Here is a 23,019-nt window from a genome sequence, read left to right as displayed (position 1 = left end):
TGCAACAAATATATTAATTAAAAAATTGATAATAACGCTCAGAAGCAATTTCAAACATAGCAGCATCTCCCTTTGTATCACCAAAAGCGATGATTTCATCATATAAAGACAAGTCGATTTCTTTTTCGATGCGAATTCTTTTCTCTTGATAATTACAATTTGGTGAAGCAAAATAACCTGAATAAAAACCTTGTTCGTCGAACTTTGCTTTAGTACAAATTAACCCCATTCCATAATAATCAGCAAAAGGTTGAACCCAAAAATCAACCGATGCCGATACTATAAATTTATCGTGATAATTACTTAATGACTTGATGTATTCATCTGCTTTTGGATGGATTAATTCGTTGTGATTCTGTTCAAAATAGCTCTGTGTTAACTGATTGATTTCAACATAAGGTTTTCCTTTTAAGAATGTTGAAATAAATTTTTCTTTTACAAATCCAGCTTCTAAAAGCTTTAATTTAGAACCGACAAATAATGGTATAAACAACAGATAATTAATAAAATAGACTTTAGGAAAAGAGAATTTTAAAAAATCGAATAAGGTATCTTTCTTTGTTAAAGTTCCATCAAAATCAAAAAGATATAATTTGCGATTCATTACATTTTAAGTTTTTTGAAAATAAACTCGGGTATATTTCGAATAATCATCATAATTCCCCACCATACAAATGTCACATATACCACATTCTTTTTCTTTTTATAAGCGTTGTAAATGATCGTTGCAGCTTGTTCTGGTTGTGCGGTTAATGGTTTTGGTGTTTCGATATCAGCCGTCATTTGTGTGTCCATAAATCCAGGAATCACTGTCATAACGTGGACTTTTTTGTGAAATAAATAGTTTCTCAAACCTGCTAAATAAGCTGTAAATCCTGCTTTGGCCGAACCATATATAAAATTACTTTGTCGCCCTCGCTCTCCTGCAACAGATGATAGACCTATAATTGTTCCAGCACCTTTCTCTTCAAATTTCTTTGCAAAATGATTCATTAAAACAATTAGCTTCGAATAATTGATTTCGACAATTTGTTTGGTATTCCAATCGTCATACAAACCTTCTTCCGAATTTTTCCCTAAATATCCTGCCGCACAAAATAACAATTCAGACTCAATGTGATGAAGTTGGGATAAATCATTTTCTTTGGTTAAATCAAAATGTACTACTTCACATGTTTGCTCATATTTCGCAAAAAAATGGTTGGCTAACTTAACCGTTTTATCAACATTGGAAGTAAATAAATAAACCATTGGAAAACGTTTTCCTTCTTTTAAAACTTTTTCTACAAAAGCTACTGCAACGTCTGAATTTGATCCTAATACTATCATTTTTGCTTAAATCTATTGATACGTTCATTTTGCATCGACTCAAATTTTGGAGAATCGATGTGGTTTAAATAATCTGTTAATGCAGGATTTGACATTGCGTCCTTCGTTCGGTAAATATGTCCTCCGTAATCCATTATAATTTTATCTAAACTTCCAATTAGTTTTTCTAATTTATCATTCACTTTAAAGTCTAAAGCCAACGTATAACCTTTCATTGGAAAAGAATTATAAGCTTGTGGATTATTTTCTCCAAATAATTTCAATACAACCAAAAAAGAACCATTTCCACTTGCTGCAATGGTCTCTAATATTTTACGCATTCCTTCTTTCCCTCTTTCTTTTGGAATAACAAATTGGTATTGAATGAATCCATTTTTACCATAAATACGGTTCCAATTATGAACAGCATCCAATGGGTAAAAAAAAGTTTCGTAATCTACATAATTCTTCAGGTGTTTTTTACCTTGCTTATTAAAATACAACCAATTGAAAATCTTAATTGACAATGGATTTAATGCAAATCTTGGAAAAAAGAAAGGGATAGTTAAATTAAATTTCTTTTTGATTTGAAGAGGATTCTTCGTGAATTTATTTGGTAATTCATCTAAAGTAGCATGTTCTCCACGCAACATAATCGATTTTCCCAAAGCCTCTCCTTTCTGTAAACAATCTAACCATGCGACATTATATGTCCAAGATTCGGAAGATTCGAATAACTCAAAAATTTGATCTAAATTTTTAGCCTGAATAGCTTCATTTCGGATATAAGCGGTTTCGATTTTCTTCATCATGAATTTGGCAGAAAGAATAACACCTGTTAATCCCATTCCTCCTACAGTTGCCCAAAATAAGGATTGATTTTCATTTCTCGAACAACGTAAAACATCACCATTTTCTATCATCAAATCGAACTGAATTAAATGATCAGAGAAACATCCGTCGATGTGATGATTTTTCCCATGAACATCTGATGCAATAGCTCCACCTACGGTGATAAACTTGGTTCCTGGTGTCACTGAAATAAAATAACCTGATGGAACAGAAACTTCTAAAATATCGGATAATAAAACACCCGATTCAACTTCTATAATGCCATGTTCACGATCAAAAGCAATAAACTTGTTCCATTTCGAAGTTGAGATAATGGTATTTTGCAATGAAGCATCCCCATAACAACGTCCATTTCCACGAGCAATTAATTCTTCATTCGAAAGAATTGCTTCCTGAAATTCTAAAATTGTTGTTGGAGTGACAACATGTGCTTTTATAGATGGATAAAGTCCCCAGTTAGCTACTGGAGTTAATTTTTTATTTTCCATTATTAAAATAAATCAATAAAACATAACTAATTCCCCACAACACAATCAACAATTGGATAAAATGATCTTTAAAAATTAATTTCGTTGGGGATTCGGTTTTAGCATACACAAATGTCTGTTGCAAATAACGTAAAACTGCCGCAAAAACAAAGACAAAGGTATAAATTATATAATGATGAAATTTGGATTGTGTTTCGGGAGAAAGGATAAACATCATGTAACAAATGACTGCTACGGTACAAGTTATTGCTAATGCAGAATTAAGAAAATTGAGATTATAGCCGTTCAATGATTTCCGAGTAACGCCTTCTAATTCGGCATTCACCAATTCTCCTCTTCGTTTTCCTAAAGCTAAAATCAACGCAAGATCAAACACCAACAAAATGGTCCAGTCACTTACTAAAATCCCCGTCATATAACCGCCAACAAAAACTCGTAACAAAAAGCCAAATGCAATAATCATCACATCCAATATGGCAACTTGTTTAAGTTTGAACGAATAAGCAATATTCATTAAAAAATAAATCCCGACAAGAATCGCAACTTGTAACGTACCAAAAGTCCAAAGTAGAAAGCACGTTAAAACAAGCAATACCAAAAATAAGATAAACGCATTTTGTTTAGAGATTTTTCCACTCGCCAATGGCCTGTTTTTTTTCTCTGGGTGTTTTTTATCCTTTTCGATGTCAACATAATCATTGATGATGTAAATACTACTTGCCACAAAAGAGAATATCAGAAATCCGTAAAATGATTCGATTAACAAATCAATATTGAATAGATTTCCCGAGAAAAATAATGGTAAAAAAACAAACAAATTTTTCACCCATTGATTGACTCGCATAAGTTTTAGATAGTGTGTCATTTAAAATATCTGTTTTATTTTAAAATAGTAATCCATTGATTCAATATTTTTTCTTTCTTCCATTTTTTGGATTGTTCATAACTGGATTTGCATAAATTTTCTAATTCTTGAGGATTATCAATTAAATATTGTAATTTCTCTTTGAATAATTGTTTATCATGCATTGGTATTAAAAAACCATTCTTTTCATTCACAATATCTGATGGTCCATAATTACAATCATAAGAAACCAAAGCGTTACCTATCATCATAGCTTCGATCAAAACAGTAGGTAAACATTCGGTTTTACTCGTAAAAAGAAATACTTTACTTTTAGATAACTCATGATAAACCTCGTTTACATTCTTGCTTCCTAAAAAGTTTATTTTATTTTTCAACTCCATTAATGAGTTAACTTTATTTTCAAGAGCTTGCTTCGTTGGGCCATCACCAATAATTTTGAATTGAAAATCTTTTAAATCTACCTCACTAACAATATCAATCAATTAACCAATATTCTTATCTGCATCTAATCGACCGACATAGATTAACGTATTTTCTTTCTTATCTATTAATTGTTGATCAAAAGACTCAAATGGTTCACCGATTAAATTAGGAATTAAATAAGATTTTAAATGAATATTTTTATAATAATTTAATGAATTTGAATTGATACAAACAACAGCTTTTAAATTTTTATAATATTTTCTAAACGTATCTTTCCACAACTTGCCTCCTACTTCGAAGTTTGCGTGTTCCCAAGCAATTGTTTTGCGATTCACGTTTTTATTCAATGCCAATTGAGCTGACAGCTTGTACCAAGAAGAAATAATCACATCATAATTTTGATGATTTTTATTGATCCATTTATTCAACATTTCCCATTGACCGAAATCATAAACATAATTTTTGATGTTATTTTTATAGGGCAATTTTGGAAAATATTTGTTTAAATTCACATTTATTTTTTTGAATCCCCAATGTGAAAACGTATCAACTGCAACTATCTTTATCCGTTTATCTAATTCAAAAAAACTTTCTGTATTGTTAATTAGAACAAGAATAGTAACACCATGTCCTTGCTTCACCAATTCATTTGCCAATGACACAAGAACTCTTGCTACTCCTCCGGCTTTAAATAATTTATAATATACAAATAGTATTTCTTTAGGTTGGTCTGACATTTTATTTCTTATTTTTTTCTAAGATGTTTTTTATATCACTTACTAAAGGTTGATTAAATTTCTCAACGCCTATTTGATTTAAATGGTTGTTATCAAAAAAATCCGTTGAATCATTCAATTCAACTAAGCCCTGATAATTTTTATATTTTCCTAAAGTGCTTAGAAATTGATCAACTTCTTGGTGATTATCTATACTGTTATACAATATCTTGGTAATTGGTGCTTGAATGATATAGACATCAATTCCTTTACTTTTTATGAAATTAACATTATCAATCAACTCTTCCTTTTGACTTTCTTTCAGATTCCAAGAGGTATTATTTCCTTTATTAAATATATTTTTCCTATACTTCGTTTCAACATATCCCGTCGGCGAAATATATGTATCATCTTCTTGGTGTATTTTTTCAGAAAACGTTTTATTCAATCCAAAAGTTTGACGAAAACCAGAAAAAATCAACGTATTGTATGCTAAAAGATTATGTACCTCATTCGCCATTTTAATTGAATTAATATCAATTTTATTATTGCTCAGAATATCCAATGAAGATTCCACTCCATCAATAGCTAAAGTTCCTGCATAAGCCTCATAAACAACAAGTTTTGGATTAATTTGTTCTAAATATTGATGTAATAAAACCTTTGTGTTGATAGGAGTTTGAGCACTTGATCCTAAATTAAAAGCAGAGATTCCTTCTTTAGCTAAAATACGAGGGTCAATTCCTCGATAAGCATGTGAAGAACCTATAATTAAGACATCTACATTTGTTGTTTTTTGAGCATCTTGCATCCGTGTAAAGGTGTGTCCGTAACATCCCATACAGCTTCTAACATTTTTCGACATATAAAATGGTAAAACGGAGCTCCAAATTGGCATGATGACCAAATAAAAAATCATAGCAAAAAGTGAAAACAAGCCGATATTAATTAAAAACTTCTTCATTGCTTAAAATTGAAAATAAATAAAAGGACTTTCTTCTGTTTGTAGAAACAAACCTATTAACATAAGGACAAAAGCATAAAAACTCCACCTAACCCATCTTGGTTTTTTAAGCAGTAATTTTTCTATTCCATAATTATTTCTTCTCCCCATCCACTCCGTTAACAATAAGAAAACAACTAAAAATAGCGTTGCTAAAGCACTTTTACGCAATGTTGGAAAGGTAAACAAAGATTGATTAAAAATTCCTCCAATATATTCAAAAGCGTGGGTAATAGAATTCGATCGGAAAAATATCCAAGCTAAAACGGTTAAAGCAAATGTCAACATCATGTTGAATAGTTCTCTAAACGTAGGGAAAAATCTGTCTTGTGCTACGATTTCTAAATTAGTACGATTTGTTTTTAATAAAATTGAAGGCATTATAAACAGTGCATTTAGAAATCCCCAGAATATAAATGTCCAATTGGCACCGTGCCAAAATCCACTTACGATAAAAATGATAAATGTATTTCTTACACGCATCCAGTTTCCTCCTCGGCTTCCTCCTAATGGAATATACAAATAATCACGAAACCATGTTGATAATGAAATATGCCATCTTCTCCAAAACTCTGCAATATCCCTTGAAAAATAGGGGTAATTAAAATTCTTTAAAAGTTCTATTCCAAACAAACGAGCAACTCCTAATGCAATATCTGAATAGCCAGAAAAATCGCCATAAATCTGAAAGGCAAAAAATATTGCGCCTAAAACTAAATTAGATCCCGATTGCGATTCTGGATTAGAGAATATTTCATTCGCATAAATTGCACAGTTATCTGCAATGACCATTTTTTTAAATAATCCCCAAAGTATTTGACGCATTCCGTCTACTGCTTGCGAATAATTAAATACCCTTGTTTTTTTGATTTGAGGCAAAAGATGCGTTGCTCTTTCTATAGGTCCTGCTACTAACAACGGAAAAAAGCTAACAAACACCGAATAATCAACAATATTACGTTCAGCTTTTATTCGGTTATAATAAATATCAATAATATATGATAACCCATGAAATGTATAAAAAGAAATTCCCACAGGTAATATGATTTGCAAAGTCCATGGGTGCACATTCAGTCCAAAACCATTTAACATTTCTGCAAAAGAATCTGCAAAGAAATTATAATATTTAAAGAATCCAAGAAAACCTAAATTGATTCCAATACTAATGGTAAGCCAAATCTTTTTTAAATTTTGCGAAGTAGCTTCTTCTATTTTTATTCCCGAATAGTAATCTAATAATGTCGAAAAGCCTAACAAAAACATGAAACGCCAATCCCAGCATCCGTAGAAATAATAACTTGCAATTAAAAGTAATATATTCTGGAGTTTAAAACTCTTTCTTAGTAACCAATACAGTGCAAATACGATAGGTAAAAAAATAGCAAAAGAAATAGAATTAAATAGCATATTTTACTTTAATTTATAATAAACGAATGACAACGGATAAATCAAGATAGACAACATGTTGAAATGCTTCAATTCTTTGTTTATTTCTGAAAGATTTCTATGATTAATCATCGCATAGATTTGGTATCCAACTAAATTACGAATTAAAGTTTTGGGATAATGAAATAGTTTTGTTCCATAAGAATTTAAGAATGATTTATAACCTTCCATCAATCCAAATGTATTTTTACCTGTCCAACGTGTATTGGAAACAGAATGTTCATCTGTTTTGTCTAAATGATAGTTACGAACAACTTTATTCACAAACCTTGTTTTCACTCCATTTGCATCATAGGTATTGAAGAATACCGCTTGCGGAATGTAGCCTTTCCCTTGATAAATTGAATAATCGAAGTTTATCAACAATTGTTGATAAGTCTTTGTGATAAAAATCCCAAATTTATCACCACGTACTTTATGCTTGTAACGCATATCGAAAATAGATCCATCAAATCCATTATTTGGATACTCGTGACCAACTATTCTTCCGTCTTCAAACTGAGATAATCCCATCACGGATATAAACTCCTCTTGATTCTGAATTTGCTCAACTTCATCAAATAATAGTTGTAACGAATCTATGGGATAAGAGTCGTCCGAATCAACAATCATAAAATAAGGTGAAGTTACTTTCTTGATTCCTTCAAAAACCGTAATAAACTTATGTTGATTTTCGTTCCAAAAATATTCTATATCTATTAAACCTTCAGTTTTGAAGTGCTCAACAATTTCTTTGGTGTTATCCGTAGACCCATCATCCATAATGATCCATTTGAAATCTTTGAACGTTTGATTTTTCAACGAATCATACACACGAGGCAATGTATGCGCACGATTATACGAAGGTGTAATAATCGTTATTTTAACCTCGTTCATTTGCTAATTTTAATTGATATTGTTGTTCAAAAACCTCAGTTATTTGACGATAAATTTCATTTTCATCAAATTTAGTAGATGCTGTAGATGTGCCTTGTATAATTTTATTCACCAACTCTGGGTTAGTCAAAAATGATTTCATTGCTTGATACATTTCATCTTCATCATATTGAATCAAAACTCCATCAACTCCATCCTCAATCATCTCCGCTATTCCACCAACATTTGTTGATATAATGGGCTTACGCATACACATCACCTCTCCTATCACCAACGGATAAGACTCTGATTGTGTAGGTAAAATAAAATAATCGGATGCTTTGATATAGGGATATGGGTTGGTCTGAGAATCCAATAATAAAAACGAGTTTTCAACAGCTAATTCCTTTTGTTGATTCTTCAAATTTTCCATTTCATTACCACCTCCAATAACTGCAATTTTATGATGAAACCCATCCTCTAATAATCGTTTATGAACTTTCATCAATGTATGATAGCCTTTGCGGTGATGCAAGCGCCCCATTGAAGAAAATACAGGTAACGTTGTTTCATAAGAATGCTCGAATAGTTCAGCTTTTTTAAGAACCTCATCTACTTTTATCACATTATAAATTACGGTAGATTTTGGATACTTTACTTGATACAAATCATCAATCACTTGTCGTGTTTGTTTTGAACCAAAAATCATAAAATCAAAATGTTTCATTTTTTCAATTCTACTCAACACACGTTTTTGGTCTTTATCGTAACCAACATCTGTATGAAACCATCCTATTTTACGCGAGTTTTTATCTGGAGAATTCAATACCATATCAAATTCTGCATAACCTGGAGAAACCTCGATATCGTATTTTTCAGGAACTTTTAAGGCATATAATATTGAAGGAAATCGATCATAGACTTCTAATTTCAATCGGCGCCAAATCAGCTGCATTTTTTGAACAAAAGAATTAGAACTCATTTGTTCTTTTCCTTTTTCTACAACAATTACTTTTAAATCTGCTGGAATTTCTTTGACCAATTCACCTTGATATAAATTAAGCATCAATGTGAATTCGAATTTATCTTTCGGCAAGTTGCGCAATAAATCTAAAACTACTCTCGGAACTCCACCCATTTCTAACGAACGAAACCTGAAAAGTACTTTTATTTTCTTAGGTTGATTTGACATTTGGTTAGTTTAATGGTCAAAAATACAACATTGATTTTGAATTGAATAATACAACAATCTAAAAACTCATAAAATAATTCTTAATTTTGCTGAAAATGAAGAAAATGTTCAAGATTGGAACGAAAGTTAAAGTGATAGATGATAATATTTCTGGGACAATTACCAAGTTAAAAGGTGATTTTGTCTACTTTAATGATGCCTTTGGTTTTGAATACGAATATCATCAAGAAGAAATTATCAAAGCGATTGAAATTGATTATGATGAATACCGTGATGAGGAAATCAAAGAATTTTCGAAACCCAAATTCAAAACATTTCGCAAATCGCACCGTCATCCCTATTTAACGCGAGAAGTTGATTTACATATCGAAAATTTGGTAGACAATTGGCGAGATTTGAACAATGCAGAAATCATACAAACACAATTGGATGTGGCACGAAATGAAGTAGAACGTGCAATGTTCGAAAGTCAAGTTCGGTTGATTTTGATTCATGGATACGGAAAAGGAATTCTAAAAAAAGAAATCACCGAATTATTGTATCGTTATACCAATATCGAATTCTATGACGCCTCATTTAAAGAATATCATGGCGACGCCATAGAAGTTAAATTTATTTAAAATCTTTTGATCCAATCCATCAAATCAAAATAATTTTGAGGAACAATCCCATGTCCACTTCTGTATTCATGGTATTCGTGTTTGATGTTCAAATCATTTAAAAATCCATCTCCCATTCTTCCCAAATCGATAGATAAAACCACGTCATCTGTTCCGTGAGAAACAAAGAAATTTAAGTTCGAAAAATCGTTAGATGCATCTATTTTACCTATTATTTTATGTTCTGGATAACCACTTAAAATCGCGACATTCTTGATCTTTTCTGGATGATTCAACGAAATGGCATAACTCAAAATAGCACCTTGACTAAAGCCCATTAAGGTTACATTCTTTTCATCTAGATTTTCTTGTTGAACAATCGTATCTATAAATTCAACCAATTTATTTCGAGATTCTATTGCCTGCTCTTCATCCATCCATTTTTCGTTGTTCACAAAATTAATATCATACCACGCATAACCTCCATAAACAAGATCATATCTTGCACGAACACTTACAATATGTGCATGCGGTGGTAAATCTTGCGCAAACGAAAACAAATCTTCTTCATTACTCCCATAACCATGAATCAGGACAAACAAAGGTGTTGCATCCGACTTAACAGCAGGTAAACGCTCGATATATTTTATACCATTTAATTCTTTCATTTCAACTTTATTTTGGATAAAAATACAATTTTATCAAACAAAAAACGATACTCGAAATAATTCAACTATCGTTTTCTAAACTAATCACTTGTATTTAATCTGATTAATCAACTTTTATATGCCCCCAATTTTCACCCGATTTTATTCGGTACAACTGCATTTCACTAATTCCAAATTGTTTGGCTATAATTCGTAACCTTGTTTTACGATTAGGATTGGCTAACATTTTCTTGATTCGAATAACATCAGTTGTAGTCAATTTATTACCATCCATCATTTGTCGCGTCTTTTTAGACTTTTCTTTTCCCTCTTCATAGTAAGGACTACTCATAAAATGTTCTCTAAATTCTTCTAATGTTGCCCATTTCAAATTAGTTACATTGTCATTGTCTTTTACAAAATCGAGGTGTAATAAATATTTTTGATCTTCTGTTGGTCGTGGTAAAAATTTTTCTGCAACGAGATGATAGATTAAATTTTGAGTATACTTTTTCTTCCCTAACTCATCTTTGTAACTGTATCGCAAAATTCGATAACCGTTGATATAACTTCCTTTCAATAATCGACCATCTATTTCTATCCCCTCTTGAAAACTTACCAAGCGTCCAAAATTTGAAATAACATATCTATTTCGCAAGTTTCCTTTTAAATTAACTTCTTTAAATTCCTCTCCTACAAGTACCTTTACCATTTACTCTTATTTATCAATTAAATTAGGTTCCTCTAAAATAAACCATCTGAACGAAAATGAATGTTAAACGAGATAAAAATTAATCTTAAAATATCAGTTGTGTATTTTAAATTAAAATAAACAAAATGCACAACGGGTCTAAAATTTAAAATCAATGTTTTATTTACAAACACCAATCAAAATCTTGAAATATGCTAATTTACTTTATGATATTTTAACGATTAAAAGCCTTCAAAAACACCCAATCCAAATAGAGCAAAATCGTATTTCACAGGATCATTTGCATCCATTTCACGAAGTTTGCCATCTAATTCTTTCAAGGCTTTTGCATCATTTTGCTTTCGAGTCAACACCCCCAGTTTTCGCGCTACATTTCCTGAATGCACATCCAATGGACAAGAAAGTACAGCGGTTGGAATCGATTTCCATATTCCCAAATCTACCCCTTGTTTATCTGCTCTCACCATCCATCGTAAATACATGTTAATGCGTTTTGCAGCAGAATTATTCAATGGATCTGAAATATGTTTAGTTGTACGAGGTAAATGTTCAATTTCAAAAAAAGTTTGTTTGAAATGCGATATCGCGACTTGCATAGAGTCTGAAGTTTGATGTTTCGCAAAAACCTGCTCCAACCCTCCGTGATGCTGATAAATATTGCGAAGCGATTGTATAAAAAATTTCAAATCATCGCTATTGAATGTTCTATGTACAAACCCATCTAAATTTTCTAAATCATTTTCAGAGAAATTCATCACAAAGTCATAAGGCGAATTTCCCATTAACTGCATCATTTTATTGGCATTATTGATAATCATTTTACGATTACCCCACGCAATTGTAGCAGCCAAAAACCCTGCAATCTCGATATCTTCTTTTACAGAAAACCGATGTGGAATCTGAACAGGATCAGAATCGATAAAATCTAACGTATTGTACTGAAGAACTTTTTCGTCTAAAAAATCTTTCAGTTCTTTTTTATTCATTATAATTCTGTTTGAAACATTCCGTCTGCCATCACCAATTTTCGATCGCACATATTCGCCAACTCTTCATTATGCGTCACAATCACGAAGGTTTGTCCAAACTCATCTCTCAATTTGAAAAATAAATCGTGTAACTCTTCTGCATTTTTAGAATCTAAATTTCCTGAAGGTTCATCTGCAAAAACAATCTTTGGTTGATTGATTAATGCACGCGCAACAGCCACACGTTGTTGCTCTCCACCCGACAATTGATTCGGTTTATGCGTCAAACGATGCGACAATCCTAAATACGACATCAATTCTTTGGCACGTTGTTCGGCATCCGCTTTTTTAGTTTTTTTGATAAAAGCTGGAATACAAATATTTTCTATGGCATTAAATTCGGGCAGCAATTGATGAAACTGAAAGATGAATCCAATATTTTCGTTTCGAAATTTTGATAAATCACGATCATTTAACTTGGTGACATCTTGTCCCGCAATTTGAATAGACGTATTATATTTCTTTGGTTCAGAACTTTTTTCAAGCGTTCCCAAAATCTGAAGTAAAGTCGTTTTACCAGCTCCAGAAGCTCCTACGATCGAAACGATTTCTTTTTCTGCAATGGATAAAGAAACATTTTTTAGCACTTCTAATTCACCAAACTTTTTGACAATATTTTCTGCTTTTATCATGAGGTAAAGATATAAATTATGTGTTAAGTCTTAAATCAGAAGTTCTAAGTTTTTTTAGCTTAAATTTTCATTCTACTTTTATGAAAGATTTTATTAGTGTACAAAATACGATTAAAAAATCATATCCCATTTGTTTTGACTTGTTATATCATGAATAGTTGTATCTTGTACCATGCATATAACTAATTTTAATTGCTTTTTTCGTAGAAGCTGATAAAATTAATATGGCAAAATTTAGAATACATCAACAATATTTTTATTTTTGTAATTGAAAAATCAAAAAAAATGAATCTTCACGAATATCAAGGTAAAGAAATCCTTAGTAAATATGGTGTAAAAGTACAACGTGGTATCGTTGCTACTACACCAGAGGAAGCTGTAGAAGCTGCTAAAGCATTAACTGAACAAACAGGTACAGGTTGGCATGTTGTAAAAGCTCAAATTCACGCAGGTGGTCGTGGAAAAGGAGGCGGAGTAAAACTTGCTAAAAACTTGGACGAGGTGAAAGAAAGAGCAAACGATATTATCGGAATGCAATTAATTACACCTCAAACTTCTGCCGAAGGGAAAAAAGTACATCAAGTGTTAATCGCAGAGGATGTGTATTATCCTGGTGAATCTCAAACAGAAGAGTATTATGTATCTGTATTATTAGACCGTGCAACAGGTAAAAATATGATTATGTATTCTACAGAAGGTGGAATGGATATCGAGGAAGTTGCAGAGTCTACTCCAGATAAAATTTTCACAGAAGAAATTGATCCTACTGTAGGAATCCAAGGTTTCCAAGCGCGTAAAGTTGCTTTTAACTTAGGTTTATCAGGAAACGCATTCAAAGAAGGAGTGAAATTTATCACCGCTTTATATAACGCATATGTAGCAATTGATGCTTCTATGTTCGAAATTAACCCAGTTCTTAAAACATCTGACGATCAAATTATCGCAGTAGATGCGAAAGTTACTATCGACGACAACTCATTATTCCGTCATCCAGATATCGCAGCATTACGTGATACAAGAGAAGAAGATGTAACAGAAGTTGAAGCTGGTGAAGCAGGATTAAACTTCGTGAAATTAGACGGAAACGTAGGATGTATGGTGAATGGAGCTGGATTAGCAATGGCAACTATGGATATCATCAAATTATCTGGTGGTAACCCAGCTAACTTCTTAGATGTTGGTGGTACTGCTGATGCCGAGCGTGTAGAGAAAGCTTTCCGTATTATCTTAAAAGACGAAAACGTAAAAGCAATCTTAGTAAACATCTTTGGTGGTATTGTACGTTGTGACCGTGTTGCTCAAGGTATCTTAGATGCGTACAAAAACATGGGAGACGCGATCAATGTTCCGATCATTGTTCGTTTACAAGGAACAAATGCTGAAGTTGCAAAACAAATGATTGACGAATCTGGATTACAGGTTCACTCTGCAATCACTTTACAAGATGCAGCGGATAAAGTAAAAGAATTATTAAACTAAGCTTTAGTTTAATCACAATATCTAAAACTCTCAAAGGTAACTTTGGGAGTTTTTTACGTTTTAAATTTCTTTTCTTTCTTACTGACACTTTTTTATTCATGACTTATCTATTTTAATTATTGGTATTCATATGCCGTTCGGGGAAAAGAGCAAAAAAGTAACCAAAAAACTCTTGTCTTTGATTTTCAACGGACAAAATTAGTTTCAGTCATTCAATGTTTTAAATCATTAACATTTTTTCATTTTTTGCTCATCCAAAAAACATTTGAAATTAAAAGGAGGAGCCATGGTATGGCTCAGGTAATTCAACTAACTAAATTATTTTCTTAAAGTTGGCAACTCGCTTCTCTCAAACACTCCAACTTTTTAATTTCAATAATTTAGAGTTGAATTACAATTCGATTCTAAATCGTCGGATTTTTTTAATTCCTATTTAAACATTCGAATTCGTTCTCATTCTGAACTTGCCAAAGAATCCCAAGCTCATTCAATCACTTTTAACAACGAATTTTAGACCAGACATACGATTTGTAGACGAGCTTCAATCCATTGAAACGAAGGTGAAAAAGATTAGTGAGCATATGCGAATCATTTAATCTTTTTGTGAGTAAAATGATAATTGATCGGCGAAAATTGAAGTCTTGACCTTTTTGGTTCGTTTTTGTGTCAAGACTTCCCGGAAGGGCATATGAATTCATTTGAAAACAATAAAAAAAATCATGAATAAAAATGAACATATATACCTAAGCTCAAACAGAACTTCTCCTTTTAATTTCAACTTTTTGACACTCGTCTCCAAATCATATGACATTTTCTTCTACCTTTTTCAATATTCAAATTTGTTGTCATTCTGAACGCGTTTCAGAATCCCATATAATATGTCATTTTGAAGAAGCGAGAAATCTTTATCATTTTTTAGATAAACAGTGAAAAACAACAAATTAATCAATGTAAAAAAAAAGATATAAAAAACCTCCTCTCAATAATTGAGAGGAGGTTTTCCTTTTTACGCATTTAAATAGGCTTATATATCGTCAAAATTGATATTCGTAAAAGACTCCACTTGTGTATCATCTTTACTTGCCATTTTATTTTTTGGATCAAAATCTTTTTGATGTCTTTCCGAAATCACTTCTTGTCCTTTCTGAGCAAAAACAAAATCTGTTGTTTCGTCTAACATCTCCTTAAAGCTCTCGAAGTCTTCTTTATACAAATAGATTTTATGTTTTTTATAGTACACATTCCCATCTTCTTGTGTATTTTTTTTACTTTCTGTAATCGTCAAGTAATAATCACCTGCTCTTGTTTCGCGGACATCGAAAAAGTAGGTTCTTCTTCCTGCCCTTAATACCTTGGAAAAGACTCCTTCTGCATCCACCTTTTCTTGGTTTTCAAAATCATTCATAAGTCTAATAGCGTTTTTGTTAAATGTTTCATAACAAATCTAAAAAAAATTAAGAAAACAACAAGATTTTAGGCAAATATTTTCTATTTTTTTATTGATTCTACTCTTAAAAACCTAATCCAAGAGTTGTTTATTGTATAAATCGTAATAATAACCTTGTTTATTTAACAATTCGCTGTTTGATCCATTCTCTAAAACACGACCATCTTCTAACACTAAAATCTGATCTGCTCGCTTTGCCGAAGAAACACGATGTGTGATGATGATTGTTGTTTTACCTTCAATTTCTGAAGCTAAATTATTCAAGATTTGTTCTTCTGTTTCGGTATCTACAGCTGACAAACTATCATCAAAAATTAAAATTTTTGGATCATTTACCAATGCGCGAGCGATAGAAACTCGTTGTTTCTGACCTCCCGAAAGTGTAACACCACGTTCTCCAACAACAGTATCATAACGTTCCTTGAAACGATCAATATTATCATGTACAACAGCTTTCTTGGCAAAAATTTCTGCTGTTTTTTCATCTTCATCATCCGAACCAAATAAAATATTATTGGTCAACGAGTCCGAAAATAAAAATGCTTCTTGCGGTACATATCCAATTTCTTCTCGAATAGACTCCACATTGATATCATGAATATTTTTACCATCAATTAAAATCTCACCAGAAGTCGGTTCTAAAGAACGTGCAATTAATAAAGCGATGGTCGATTTACCCGATCCTGTTTTTCCAAGAATTGCCAACGTTTCTCCTTTATTAATTTTGAACGAAACATTATCCAAGGCTTTGATTCCTGTATTTTCGTACACATAAGAAACATGTTTAAACTCGATTGTTCCTTGTACATGATGATTCACCAATTGTTTTTCCTTGACATCTGTTTCAGCATTCAAAAATTCATTAATACGTGTCATTGATGCTTCTGCACGTTGTACCACCATCGTAATCCATCCAAGAGAAGTAAAAGGCCAAATTAACATATTTAAGTAAAGAAAAAACTGAGCGATAGAACCAATATCCATCGTTCCTTCGATATATTTTATCCCGCCTAAATATAAAATCACCAAATTACTTACGCCAACTACAACTACCATCAATGGCCCAAAAGCTGCTTGAATTTGAGCCAAATTTAGTGCGCGTTTTTGGTATTCGTCTGCTTCTACTTGGTATTTAGATTTTACAAATGTTTCGGAATTAAATGATTTAATGACACGAATTCCAGCAAAAGTATCTTGCACAGAAGAAGATATCGTAGATTGTTGTTCCTGCACACGTTTACTTTTTTTGTTGATATTTCGTGCAACATTGTATATCAAAACCGATAAAATAGGCAAAGGCGCTAAGGTATATAACGTTAACTCTTTATCTATCTGCAACATAAAATACGCGATAATGATGACACGAGAAACCAAATCAACGGGGTACATAATCCCTGGCCCAAGATACATACGTACCAATGCGACATCTTCTGTAATGCGATTCATCAAATCTCCCGTTTTGTGCTTTTTGTAAAATGACAAGGATAACTTTTGATACTTATCATAAATCACGTTTTTCAAATCAAACTCAATATAACGAGAAGCCACAATAATCATTTGTCGCGTTCCTACCGTTAAAGCCCCACCTAAAACTTTAAAAAAGAAAAAAGCCAAACTGGCATACATCAACCCTTCTTTTAATAATTCGAGGTTATCTGTACCGTTTTGTTTAAAATTTTGCAATAATTCTTCAACCGTATTGATTGCTTCTTTGATATATGTCACGGAAAAAACTTGCACCCAATTGGCACAAATCGTAAAAATGAAGCCTAAAAAAATCCTCCATTTATACTTCCATAAAAATTTATTTAACTTTTGTAATGATTTCACAAAACAAAATTACATTCTTTTTTTTACCTTTGCATCAATTTATTAGACGTTATATCATTGAAATTATGTTGGGAAGAAGACAACTACGCGAAAAAGTAATGCAGAATATCTATGCTTACAATTGTTTAGGTACGGAAGGCGAAGAAAGAACGGTCGAGAAAAATATGATGAGAAGTATCGATCAAATCTATGATTTGTACATTTATATCCTAAATTTAATCAAAGTTCAAAAGGACATTGCAGAGCATAAAATAGATCTTGCAAAATCAAAAAACTTTCCAACCGAAGAAGATTTAAATCCAAATTTAAAATTTGTTCAGAATAAAGTTTTCAAAATTTTAGAAGAAAATCTTGAATTATCTCGTTATTCGAACGATAACAAGTTTTTACTTTGGGATATTTATGATTCTTATCCAAACAACATCTACAAAAACTTAACAGAAAGCGAATTGTACAAAACGTACATGAATAGCGGTAACCGTTCTTTCGAAGAAGACAAAGAGTTTATTTTGAACTTTTTCGTAGAATTGATTGCTGAATACGAAGATTTGCACGATTACTTAGAAGGAATTCAAATTACTTGGGCAGATGATGTACACATTGCTAATGCAATGGTTCATACGACGATTAAATCGTTCCGTCAAAATAGTTCTCCATTGATTTCGTTGTTCAAAGTGTACAAAGATGTAGATGACAAAAAGTTTACAGAAGAATTATTTCGTAAAACAGTTCGTCATCAATCGGAAACGAAGAATATAATTGACGAAAAAGCAGATAATTGGGAATTAGAACGTATAGCAACAATCGATTTGATTATTTTGGAAATGGCGTTGACAGAATTTATGTACTTCCCTAACATTCCTGCCAAAGTAACCATCAATGAATATGTCGAATTAGCGAAAAATTATTCGACAGAAAAATCACGCGTTTTTGTTAACGGAATCTTAGATAAAACCCTAAAAGAGTTAAAAGACAATAATAATTTACCAAAATACGGTAGAGGTTTATTATAATCTTTATTTTTTCTTAAATTTGACTGAGACAAATAATTATAAATATGAAAAGTAAATTATTTATTTTAGGTGCATTCGCCCTATCATTCGCAATCAGCTCTTGTGGAGAAAAAAAAGCAAGCGATAACTTTACAGCAGAAGAAACAGCTCAACAAGCTGAAAATGTTGTAGATCCTGCTACTGCTCCAGTTTTAACATTAGCCGAAGCAAACCATGATTTTGGAGAAGTACAGGCCAATAATAAAGTAGAAACATATATCAAGTTCAAAAATGACGGTAAATCACCATTAGTTATTCGTGATGCGTCTGCGACTTGTGGATGTACAGTTCCTGAGTTCCCATCTACGCCTATTGCAGTAGGAGCTACAGATTCTATCAAAGTTGTGTATACGGCGGGTAACATGAACGGAAGACAACAAAAAACAGTTACTTTAGTAACAAACACAGTAAATGGACAAGAAAATTTTGACATTTCTGCAAACGTTATTGGAGCAACTGCAAATGATCAAAATGCTCAACAAGCATTTGGACAATAAATAATAAACCATTAAAAATTAAAAATGATTCAAACAATCTTTTTACAAGCAGGTGCTCAAGGCGGAGGAATGTCGATGCTTTTAATGTTCGGAGGAATGTTCGTGATTATGTATTTTTTCATGATTCGTCCTCAACAAAAGAAAGCAAAGCAAGAAAAACAATTCCAAACTGACATCAAGCGTGGAGATTTAGTCGTAACAACTTCTGGTATTCACGGAAAAATTAACGAGATTCACGACGATGCTGTTGTCATTGAAACTGGAGCTGGAAAAATTAAATTTGAAAAAGCTGCTATTTCTCGTGAATTAACTGCTGCTCGTTATTCAAAATCGACTGAAAAAGTTGAGAAAGTAGAAAAAGCAGTAGAAGAAAAAAACTAAGTTCAAGGTTAACATATATTTAACTGATTGCCGAAGGAATTATTCTTCGGCATTTTTTTAACTTCAAACTATGAAAAACAACCACCCTTTTGTAGTAGGAATCACAGGCGGAATAGGCTCTGGAAAGAGTACCGCAGCAAAATTCTTTGAGGAATTGGGCATTCCAGTGTATAATTCTGACACAAGAGCAAAACTTATTCAGAACGAAAATACTGAAGTAAAAGCGAAAATCATTGCTGCTTTTGGTGAAGAAGCTTATGATGAGAATAGATTGAACAAAGCCTATCTATCCAAACAAGTTTTTCAAGACAATGAAAAATTGAAAGTTTTAAATTCAATTGTTCATCCAGCTGTTTTCAAAGATTTTGAAGCGTGGAAAATTGCTCAACAAACACCTATCGTAATGAAAGAAGCAGCGATCTTAATCGAAAGTGGGAGCTACAAAGATTGCGATATGGTAATAAGTGTTATGGTGGACATAGAAAAGCGAATTGCACGAACGATGGAAAGAGATGGATTAACACGAGAAGATATTTTGGCGAGAATCAATCATCAAATTACGGATGAAGAGCGAATAGCCAAATCAGATGTGATCATTGATAACAATAGCGATCTTGCTCACCTCAAAAATGAAGTTGAACAAGCCTTGATGAACATCAAAAAAAAGATGGCTTCACACTAACAATCTCGCATAAATTAGAAAAAATTAGAAAAGATTAAACTATTTTTAATCATTCAATAAACATATAGATGAAAAAAGGATTTTATAAAATCTTAATCGTTATCATGAGTGTTGCGCTTATAGGATTGATTATTATTCAATTCTATTGGTTGAACTTAACCATTCAGAACGGTACAGAAAGTTTTAACAACAACGTGTACCAAGCGATGAATTACACGACTGAAAAAATAAATAAGGTTGAATTAGATAAGTACTACAAGAAATTTAGTACGATAGAATCTGATTTAAAATCAAGTAAAGATAAACCACAAGTCGTGACAAATAGAGTCATCAAAGATTCTTTGGGTGTCACTTATGCCTATGTCACACGTTATGTGGTCGAAAAATCGATGTTGCCTTCTGGTCAATACAATGATAGTTTAACAAAAGCAAATATCTATTCACAAGAACGTGTCATTAAAATAGACAAAGATTCAGCTTCTTCAGGAATTTCGAATCTAAACTTGAATTTCGAAAACGCTTTACAAGACGGAACGTTTACCTTAGAAAGCGCTGCACGTTGGGATGCGGGAACAACGCCTATTGACAAACGCGTTAACTATAAAATGTTGGATTCTATTCTAAAAAATGAATTACGCAACAGAGGAATCAATCAAGCCATTCCGATCTTAGCCGTTTTAAAGAAAGATTCAACTGAAACCAATGTCAAATCAGCTGATTTTGATCGCAACAAGATCGAATTTATGGTTCCTTTATTTTTGGATCGAAAAGACCATATCGAATATTATTTGGCTGCCAATTTTGTCAATCGAAAATTAGCCATTGTTGCGCCAACAGTACCGGTTGTTTCGTTGACTTTTATCTTAACCATGATCATCATAACGGTTTTCTCCTTATCGATCTATTATATGCAGTTGCAACGCAAGAGTTCGGATATCAAAACTGATTTCATCAACAACATGACACACGAATTCAAGACGCCTATTGCAACCATTAATATTGCCTCTGACGCCTTGAGAAACGAAAAAATATATACAGACCCCGAAAAGGTGAAATATTATGCCGATTTGATTAAACAAGAAAACAAACGGATGAATGCTCATGTTGAGATGGTATTACGTATGTCGAAGTTAGATCGAAATCAAATGGATATGAACTTTCAGGAAGTCAACTTGAACGGAGTCGTGCAAAAAAGTATTGAGCCAATAAGATTTATTGTAGAAGAAAGAAATGGTACAATATTTGAAGAATACAATGCAGAACAGTCTTTTGTCAACGGAGATCCGTTCCATTTAGAGAATATCGTGATTAATGTATTGGATAATGCTCGAAAATACTCTCCAAACACACCAGAGATTCGCGTAAAAACATACAATAAAGACAACAGTTTTATAATTGAGATTTCTGATAAAGGAATGGGAATGCCGCAAAGCGTTCTGAAAAAAATATTTGAACAATTTTATAGAGAAGAAACGGGAAATATACACAATGTAAAAGGTCATGGACTTGGGTTGGCTTATGTCAAAAAAATTGTTCAGCTGCATGGCGGACAAGTTTGGGCAGAAAGTGCTGCAGGAAAAGGAAGTACTTTTTTCATTAAAATCCCTCTAAAATCATAGATCAATGAGTGATAAACAACGATTACTTTTAGTAGAAGATGATCCAAGCTTTGGAAGCGTCTTAAAGGATTATTTGGTTATAAACGATTTTGACGTTACGCACGCAATCGATGGTGAAGATGGTCTTGCCAAATTTAAAGAAAGTGATTACGATCTATGCATCCTTGATGTGATGATGCCAAAAAAAGATGGTTTTACATTAGGAAAAGAGATCAAAGAACTAAAAAGCGAACAACCAATTATATTTTTAACAGCCAAAAATATGCGTGAAGACGTGTTGAATGGCTACAAAATTGGAGCAGACGATTACGTCTTAAAACCATTTGATTCGGAAGTTTTATTGTACAAAATAAAAGCTGTTTTACAACGTAATTCGGGTGAAGAAGAAAAATTTGAACAAGAAGATTTCAAAATTGGTAAATTCACGTTCAATGCAAAATTGAGACAATTAATTTACGATGGTAAGTCTCAGAAATTATCTCCAAAAGAAAACGAATTGTTACGTTTATTGGCTGTATATAAAAACGATTTAATGCCACGTGAAATTGCCTTAACACGCATTTGGCACGATGACAACTATTTTACATCACGTTCAATGGATGTTTACATCGCAAAACTACGTAAGTATTTAAAGAAAGATCCTGCAGTAGAAATCGTGAATATTCACGGCGAAGGATTCAGATTATTGGTACAAGAATAATCCATCATCATGTAACGTCCTGAAAAAATGATACAGGATTAGACCAATAAAATTTTATTTTAAACAGTACATATATTCGTATTTGTACTGTTTTTCTTTTTGTACGATTTTGGTATTAATTCTTGTTGTTGGTGCATTTGCATCGGCGTTAAATAATGGTTTGACAAGTGTGGTCTGAACTCATTATAAATCTCTACGGTTTGTTTGACCAAAATCTTTCTTGTATTCAAATCTACATTAAATTTATCAATATCATACTCTTGTTTTAAAATTCCATTAATTCTTTCGGCTATGGCATTCTCATAAGGATCTGATTCTTGTGTCATACTACAACGTATTTTATGCTTTTTTAATAACTTTTGATAATCATCGGAACAATATTGTAATCCTCTGTCTGAGTGATGAATAAGACTCTTCGGGTTTTCTTTTTTCAATGCCATTTTTAGAGCATTTAAACAAGATGCTGTAGCCAAAGAATCCGACACGTCAAAGCCTACGATTTTCTTAGAATAAGCATCGGTTATCAAGCTTAAATAGGCTGGGTTTTCTCTGTTTCCCAAGTA

At 32.3% G+C, this 23,019-nt stretch carries 25 protein-coding genes; 8 read left to right on the top strand and 17 right to left on the bottom strand.

Annotated features, from left to right (window positions below; translation table 11 throughout):
• Window positions 1-13: 13 nt before the first annotated feature.
• The 10 genes from HX088_RS00810 to HX088_RS00765 are packed head-to-tail and all read right to left on the bottom strand — an operon-like array spanning window position 14 to window position 9,151.
• On the bottom strand, window positions 14-604 hold the full coding sequence (locus tag HX088_RS00810) for an HAD-IB family hydrolase (RefSeq protein WP_286482981.1): 591 nt from the start codon (window positions 602-604) through the stop codon (window positions 14-16).
• Window positions 604-1,329, bottom strand: a complete 726-nt coding sequence (locus HX088_RS00805; protein WP_225540346.1) for an SDR family NAD(P)-dependent oxidoreductase — start codon at window positions 1,327-1,329, stop codon at window positions 604-606. Before HX088_RS00805 ends, HX088_RS00810 begins: the two co-directional genes overlap by 1 nt.
• Complete coding sequence (locus HX088_RS00800) at window positions 1,326-2,648, bottom strand: FAD-binding oxidoreductase (RefSeq protein ID WP_225540344.1); 1,323 nt, start codon at window positions 2,646-2,648, stop codon at window positions 1,326-1,328. The genes HX088_RS00805 and HX088_RS00800 overlap by 4 nt, the downstream gene beginning before the upstream one ends.
• Window positions 2,638-3,513 (bottom strand): UbiA prenyltransferase family protein, encoded by an 876-nt coding sequence (locus HX088_RS00795; RefSeq protein ID WP_260541071.1) that lies wholly within the window; start codon window positions 3,511-3,513, stop codon window positions 2,638-2,640. The genes HX088_RS00800 and HX088_RS00795 overlap by 11 nt, the downstream gene beginning before the upstream one ends.
• A 14-nt stretch (window positions 3,514-3,527) precedes the next feature.
• Window positions 3,528-3,998, bottom strand: a complete 471-nt coding sequence (locus HX088_RS00790; protein WP_286482979.1) for a glycosyltransferase — start codon at window positions 3,996-3,998, stop codon at window positions 3,528-3,530.
• The gene (locus HX088_RS00785; protein WP_286482978.1) at window positions 3,999-4,676 is read right to left on the bottom strand and encodes a glycosyltransferase; all 678 of its coding nucleotides are present in this window, start codon (window positions 4,674-4,676) and stop codon (window positions 3,999-4,001) included. It lies immediately after the preceding gene.
• Window position 4,677: 1 nt separating this feature from the next.
• Complete coding sequence (locus HX088_RS00780) at window positions 4,678-5,619, bottom strand: hypothetical protein (protein WP_260541077.1); 942 nt, start codon at window positions 5,617-5,619, stop codon at window positions 4,678-4,680.
• 3 nt (window positions 5,620-5,622) lie between these two features.
• A complete protein-coding gene (locus tag HX088_RS00775; protein ID WP_286482977.1) occupies window positions 5,623-7,065 on the bottom strand; it encodes an MBOAT family O-acyltransferase in 1,443 nt (480 codons plus the stop codon).
• A gap of 3 nt (window positions 7,066-7,068) precedes the next feature.
• The gene (locus HX088_RS00770) at window positions 7,069-7,980 is read right to left on the bottom strand and encodes a glycosyltransferase family 2 protein (RefSeq protein ID WP_286482975.1); all 912 of its coding nucleotides are present in this window, start codon (window positions 7,978-7,980) and stop codon (window positions 7,069-7,071) included.
• The gene (locus tag HX088_RS00765) at window positions 7,967-9,151 is read right to left on the bottom strand and encodes a glycosyltransferase (protein WP_286482974.1); all 1,185 of its coding nucleotides are present in this window, start codon (window positions 9,149-9,151) and stop codon (window positions 7,967-7,969) included. The genes HX088_RS00770 and HX088_RS00765 overlap by 14 nt, the downstream gene beginning before the upstream one ends.
• Window positions 9,152-9,246: 95 nt before the next feature.
• Between HX088_RS00765 and HX088_RS00760 the strand changes: the two genes are divergently transcribed.
• On the top strand, window positions 9,247-9,771 hold the full coding sequence (locus HX088_RS00760) for a DUF8465 domain-containing protein (RefSeq protein WP_286482973.1): 525 nt from the start codon (window positions 9,247-9,249) through the stop codon (window positions 9,769-9,771).
• Here HX088_RS00760 and HX088_RS00755 read toward each other — a convergent pair.
• The 4 genes from HX088_RS00755 to HX088_RS00740 form a co-directional block, all read right to left on the bottom strand.
• A complete protein-coding gene (locus HX088_RS00755; RefSeq protein ID WP_286482972.1) occupies window positions 9,768-10,418 on the bottom strand; it encodes an alpha/beta hydrolase in 651 nt (216 codons plus the stop codon). The genes HX088_RS00760 and HX088_RS00755 overlap by 4 nt on opposite strands.
• Before the next feature lie 103 nt (window positions 10,419-10,521).
• The gene (locus HX088_RS00750; RefSeq protein WP_286482971.1) at window positions 10,522-11,109 is read right to left on the bottom strand and encodes a helix-turn-helix domain-containing protein; all 588 of its coding nucleotides are present in this window, start codon (window positions 11,107-11,109) and stop codon (window positions 10,522-10,524) included.
• Between the two features lie 221 nt (window positions 11,110-11,330).
• Window positions 11,331-12,095: a TIGR02757 family protein gene (locus HX088_RS00745; RefSeq protein ID WP_171623117.1), complete on the bottom strand. Its 765-nt coding sequence runs from the start codon at window positions 12,093-12,095 to the stop codon at window positions 11,331-11,333.
• Window positions 12,095-12,769, bottom strand: coding sequence for an ABC transporter ATP-binding protein (locus HX088_RS00740; protein ID WP_171623116.1), 675 nt, complete (start codon window positions 12,767-12,769; stop codon window positions 12,095-12,097). The genes HX088_RS00745 and HX088_RS00740 overlap by 1 nt, the downstream gene beginning before the upstream one ends.
• Window positions 12,770-13,054: 285 nt before the next feature.
• Here HX088_RS00740 and sucC point away from each other — a divergent pair, with 285 nt between their 5' ends.
• Window positions 13,055-14,248, top strand: coding sequence for an ADP-forming succinate--CoA ligase subunit beta (sucC, locus tag HX088_RS00735; protein ID WP_284584190.1), 1,194 nt, complete (start codon window positions 13,055-13,057; stop codon window positions 14,246-14,248).
• A 1,024-nt stretch (window positions 14,249-15,272) separates the two neighbouring features.
• Here the strand turns inward: sucC and HX088_RS00730 are convergent.
• Both HX088_RS00730 and HX088_RS00725 read right to left on the bottom strand, forming a co-directional pair.
• Window positions 15,273-15,653: a PUR family DNA/RNA-binding protein gene (locus tag HX088_RS00730; RefSeq protein WP_225541281.1), complete on the bottom strand. Its 381-nt coding sequence runs from the start codon at window positions 15,651-15,653 to the stop codon at window positions 15,273-15,275.
• Window positions 15,654-15,767: 114 nt separating this feature from the next.
• Window positions 15,768-17,525: an ABC transporter ATP-binding protein gene (locus tag HX088_RS00725; protein WP_171623972.1), complete on the bottom strand. Its 1,758-nt coding sequence runs from the start codon at window positions 17,523-17,525 to the stop codon at window positions 15,768-15,770.
• Here HX088_RS00725 and nusB point away from each other — a divergent pair.
• The 6 genes from nusB (at window position 17,516) to HX088_RS00695 (ending at window position 22,456) form a co-directional block, all read left to right on the top strand.
• On the top strand, window positions 17,516-18,538 hold the full coding sequence (nusB, locus tag HX088_RS00720) for a transcription antitermination factor NusB (protein ID WP_286482970.1): 1,023 nt from the start codon (window positions 17,516-17,518) through the stop codon (window positions 18,536-18,538). The genes HX088_RS00725 and nusB overlap by 10 nt on opposite strands.
• 44 nt (window positions 18,539-18,582) lie before the next feature.
• The gene (locus HX088_RS00715) at window positions 18,583-19,074 is read left to right on the top strand and encodes a DUF1573 domain-containing protein (protein WP_171623971.1); all 492 of its coding nucleotides are present in this window, start codon (window positions 18,583-18,585) and stop codon (window positions 19,072-19,074) included.
• A 24-nt stretch (window positions 19,075-19,098) separates the two neighbouring features.
• On the top strand, window positions 19,099-19,455 hold the full coding sequence (gene yajC / locus HX088_RS00710; RefSeq protein ID WP_171623970.1) for a preprotein translocase subunit YajC: 357 nt from the start codon (window positions 19,099-19,101) through the stop codon (window positions 19,453-19,455).
• A gap of 70 nt (window positions 19,456-19,525) precedes the next feature.
• A complete protein-coding gene (gene coaE / locus HX088_RS00705) occupies window positions 19,526-20,137 on the top strand; it encodes a dephospho-CoA kinase (protein WP_286482969.1) in 612 nt (203 codons plus the stop codon).
• Window positions 20,138-20,205: 68 nt separating this feature from the next.
• Window positions 20,206-21,756, top strand: a complete 1,551-nt coding sequence (locus HX088_RS00700; protein WP_286482968.1) for a sensor histidine kinase — start codon at window positions 20,206-20,208, stop codon at window positions 21,754-21,756.
• A gap of 4 nt (window positions 21,757-21,760) precedes the next feature.
• Window positions 21,761-22,456: a response regulator transcription factor gene (locus HX088_RS00695; RefSeq protein ID WP_171623967.1), complete on the top strand. Its 696-nt coding sequence runs from the start codon at window positions 21,761-21,763 to the stop codon at window positions 22,454-22,456.
• A gap of 59 nt (window positions 22,457-22,515) precedes the next feature.
• Here the strand turns inward: HX088_RS00695 and HX088_RS00690 are convergent.
• Window positions 22,516-23,019: DDE-type integrase/transposase/recombinase (locus HX088_RS00690; protein WP_286482967.1), on the bottom strand; the 504-nt coding region annotated here is incomplete at its 5' end.

Origin of the sequence: Empedobacter sp. 225-1, from assembly GCF_030328185.1 — a bacterium.
GTDB lineage: Bacteria > Bacteroidota > Bacteroidia > Flavobacteriales > Weeksellaceae > Empedobacter > Empedobacter stercoris.
Note: the sequence above shows the minus strand (reverse complement) of the source record. Positions and strands in the feature narration are given on the sequence as shown.

Excerpts from the sequence above, each read along its gene's own strand:
- HX088_RS00810 (WP_286482981.1), bottom strand. The coding sequence starts at position 604 with ATGAATCGCAAATTATATCTTTTTGATTTTGATGGAACTTTAACAAAG.
- HX088_RS00805 (WP_225540346.1), bottom strand. The coding sequence starts at position 1,329 with ATGATAGTATTAGGATCAAATTCAGACGTTGCAGTAGCTTTTGTAGAA.
- HX088_RS00800 (WP_225540344.1), bottom strand. The coding sequence starts at position 2,648 with ATGGAAAATAAAAAATTAACTCCAGTAGCTAACTGGGGACTTTATCCA.
- HX088_RS00795 (WP_260541071.1), bottom strand. The coding sequence starts at position 3,513 with ATGACACACTATCTAAAACTTATGCGAGTCAATCAATGGGTGAAAAAT.
- HX088_RS00785 (WP_286482978.1), bottom strand. The coding sequence starts at position 4,676 with ATGTCAGACCAACCTAAAGAAATACTATTTGTATATTATAAATTATTT.
- HX088_RS00780 (WP_260541077.1), bottom strand. The coding sequence starts at position 5,619 with ATGAAGAAGTTTTTAATTAATATCGGCTTGTTTTCACTTTTTGCTATG.
- HX088_RS00775 (WP_286482977.1), bottom strand. The coding sequence starts at position 7,065 with ATGCTATTTAATTCTATTTCTTTTGCTATTTTTTTACCTATCGTATTT.
- HX088_RS00770 (WP_286482975.1), bottom strand. The coding sequence starts at position 7,980 with ATGAACGAGGTTAAAATAACGATTATTACACCTTCGTATAATCGTGCG.
- HX088_RS00765 (WP_286482974.1), bottom strand. The coding sequence starts at position 9,151 with ATGTCAAATCAACCTAAGAAAATAAAAGTACTTTTCAGGTTTCGTTCG.
- HX088_RS00760 (WP_286482973.1), top strand. The coding sequence starts at position 9,247 with ATGAAGAAAATGTTCAAGATTGGAACGAAAGTTAAAGTGATAGATGAT.
- HX088_RS00755 (WP_286482972.1), bottom strand. The coding sequence starts at position 10,418 with ATGAAAGAATTAAATGGTATAAAATATATCGAGCGTTTACCTGCTGTT.
- HX088_RS00750 (WP_286482971.1), bottom strand. The coding sequence starts at position 11,109 with ATGGTAAAGGTACTTGTAGGAGAGGAATTTAAAGAAGTTAATTTAAAA.
- HX088_RS00745 (WP_171623117.1), bottom strand. The coding sequence starts at position 12,095 with ATGAATAAAAAAGAACTGAAAGATTTTTTAGACGAAAAAGTTCTTCAG.
- HX088_RS00740 (WP_171623116.1), bottom strand. The coding sequence starts at position 12,769 with ATGATAAAAGCAGAAAATATTGTCAAAAAGTTTGGTGAATTAGAAGTG.
- sucC (WP_284584190.1), top strand. The coding sequence starts at position 13,055 with ATGAATCTTCACGAATATCAAGGTAAAGAAATCCTTAGTAAATATGGT.
- HX088_RS00730 (WP_225541281.1), bottom strand. The coding sequence starts at position 15,653 with ATGAATGATTTTGAAAACCAAGAAAAGGTGGATGCAGAAGGAGTCTTT.
- nusB (WP_286482970.1), top strand. The coding sequence starts at position 17,516 with ATGATTTCACAAAACAAAATTACATTCTTTTTTTTACCTTTGCATCAA.
- HX088_RS00715 (WP_171623971.1), top strand. The coding sequence starts at position 18,583 with ATGAAAAGTAAATTATTTATTTTAGGTGCATTCGCCCTATCATTCGCA.
- yajC (WP_171623970.1), top strand. The coding sequence starts at position 19,099 with ATGATTCAAACAATCTTTTTACAAGCAGGTGCTCAAGGCGGAGGAATG.
- coaE (WP_286482969.1), top strand. The coding sequence starts at position 19,526 with ATGAAAAACAACCACCCTTTTGTAGTAGGAATCACAGGCGGAATAGGC.
- HX088_RS00700 (WP_286482968.1), top strand. The coding sequence starts at position 20,206 with ATGAAAAAAGGATTTTATAAAATCTTAATCGTTATCATGAGTGTTGCG.
- HX088_RS00695 (WP_171623967.1), top strand. The coding sequence starts at position 21,761 with ATGAGTGATAAACAACGATTACTTTTAGTAGAAGATGATCCAAGCTTT.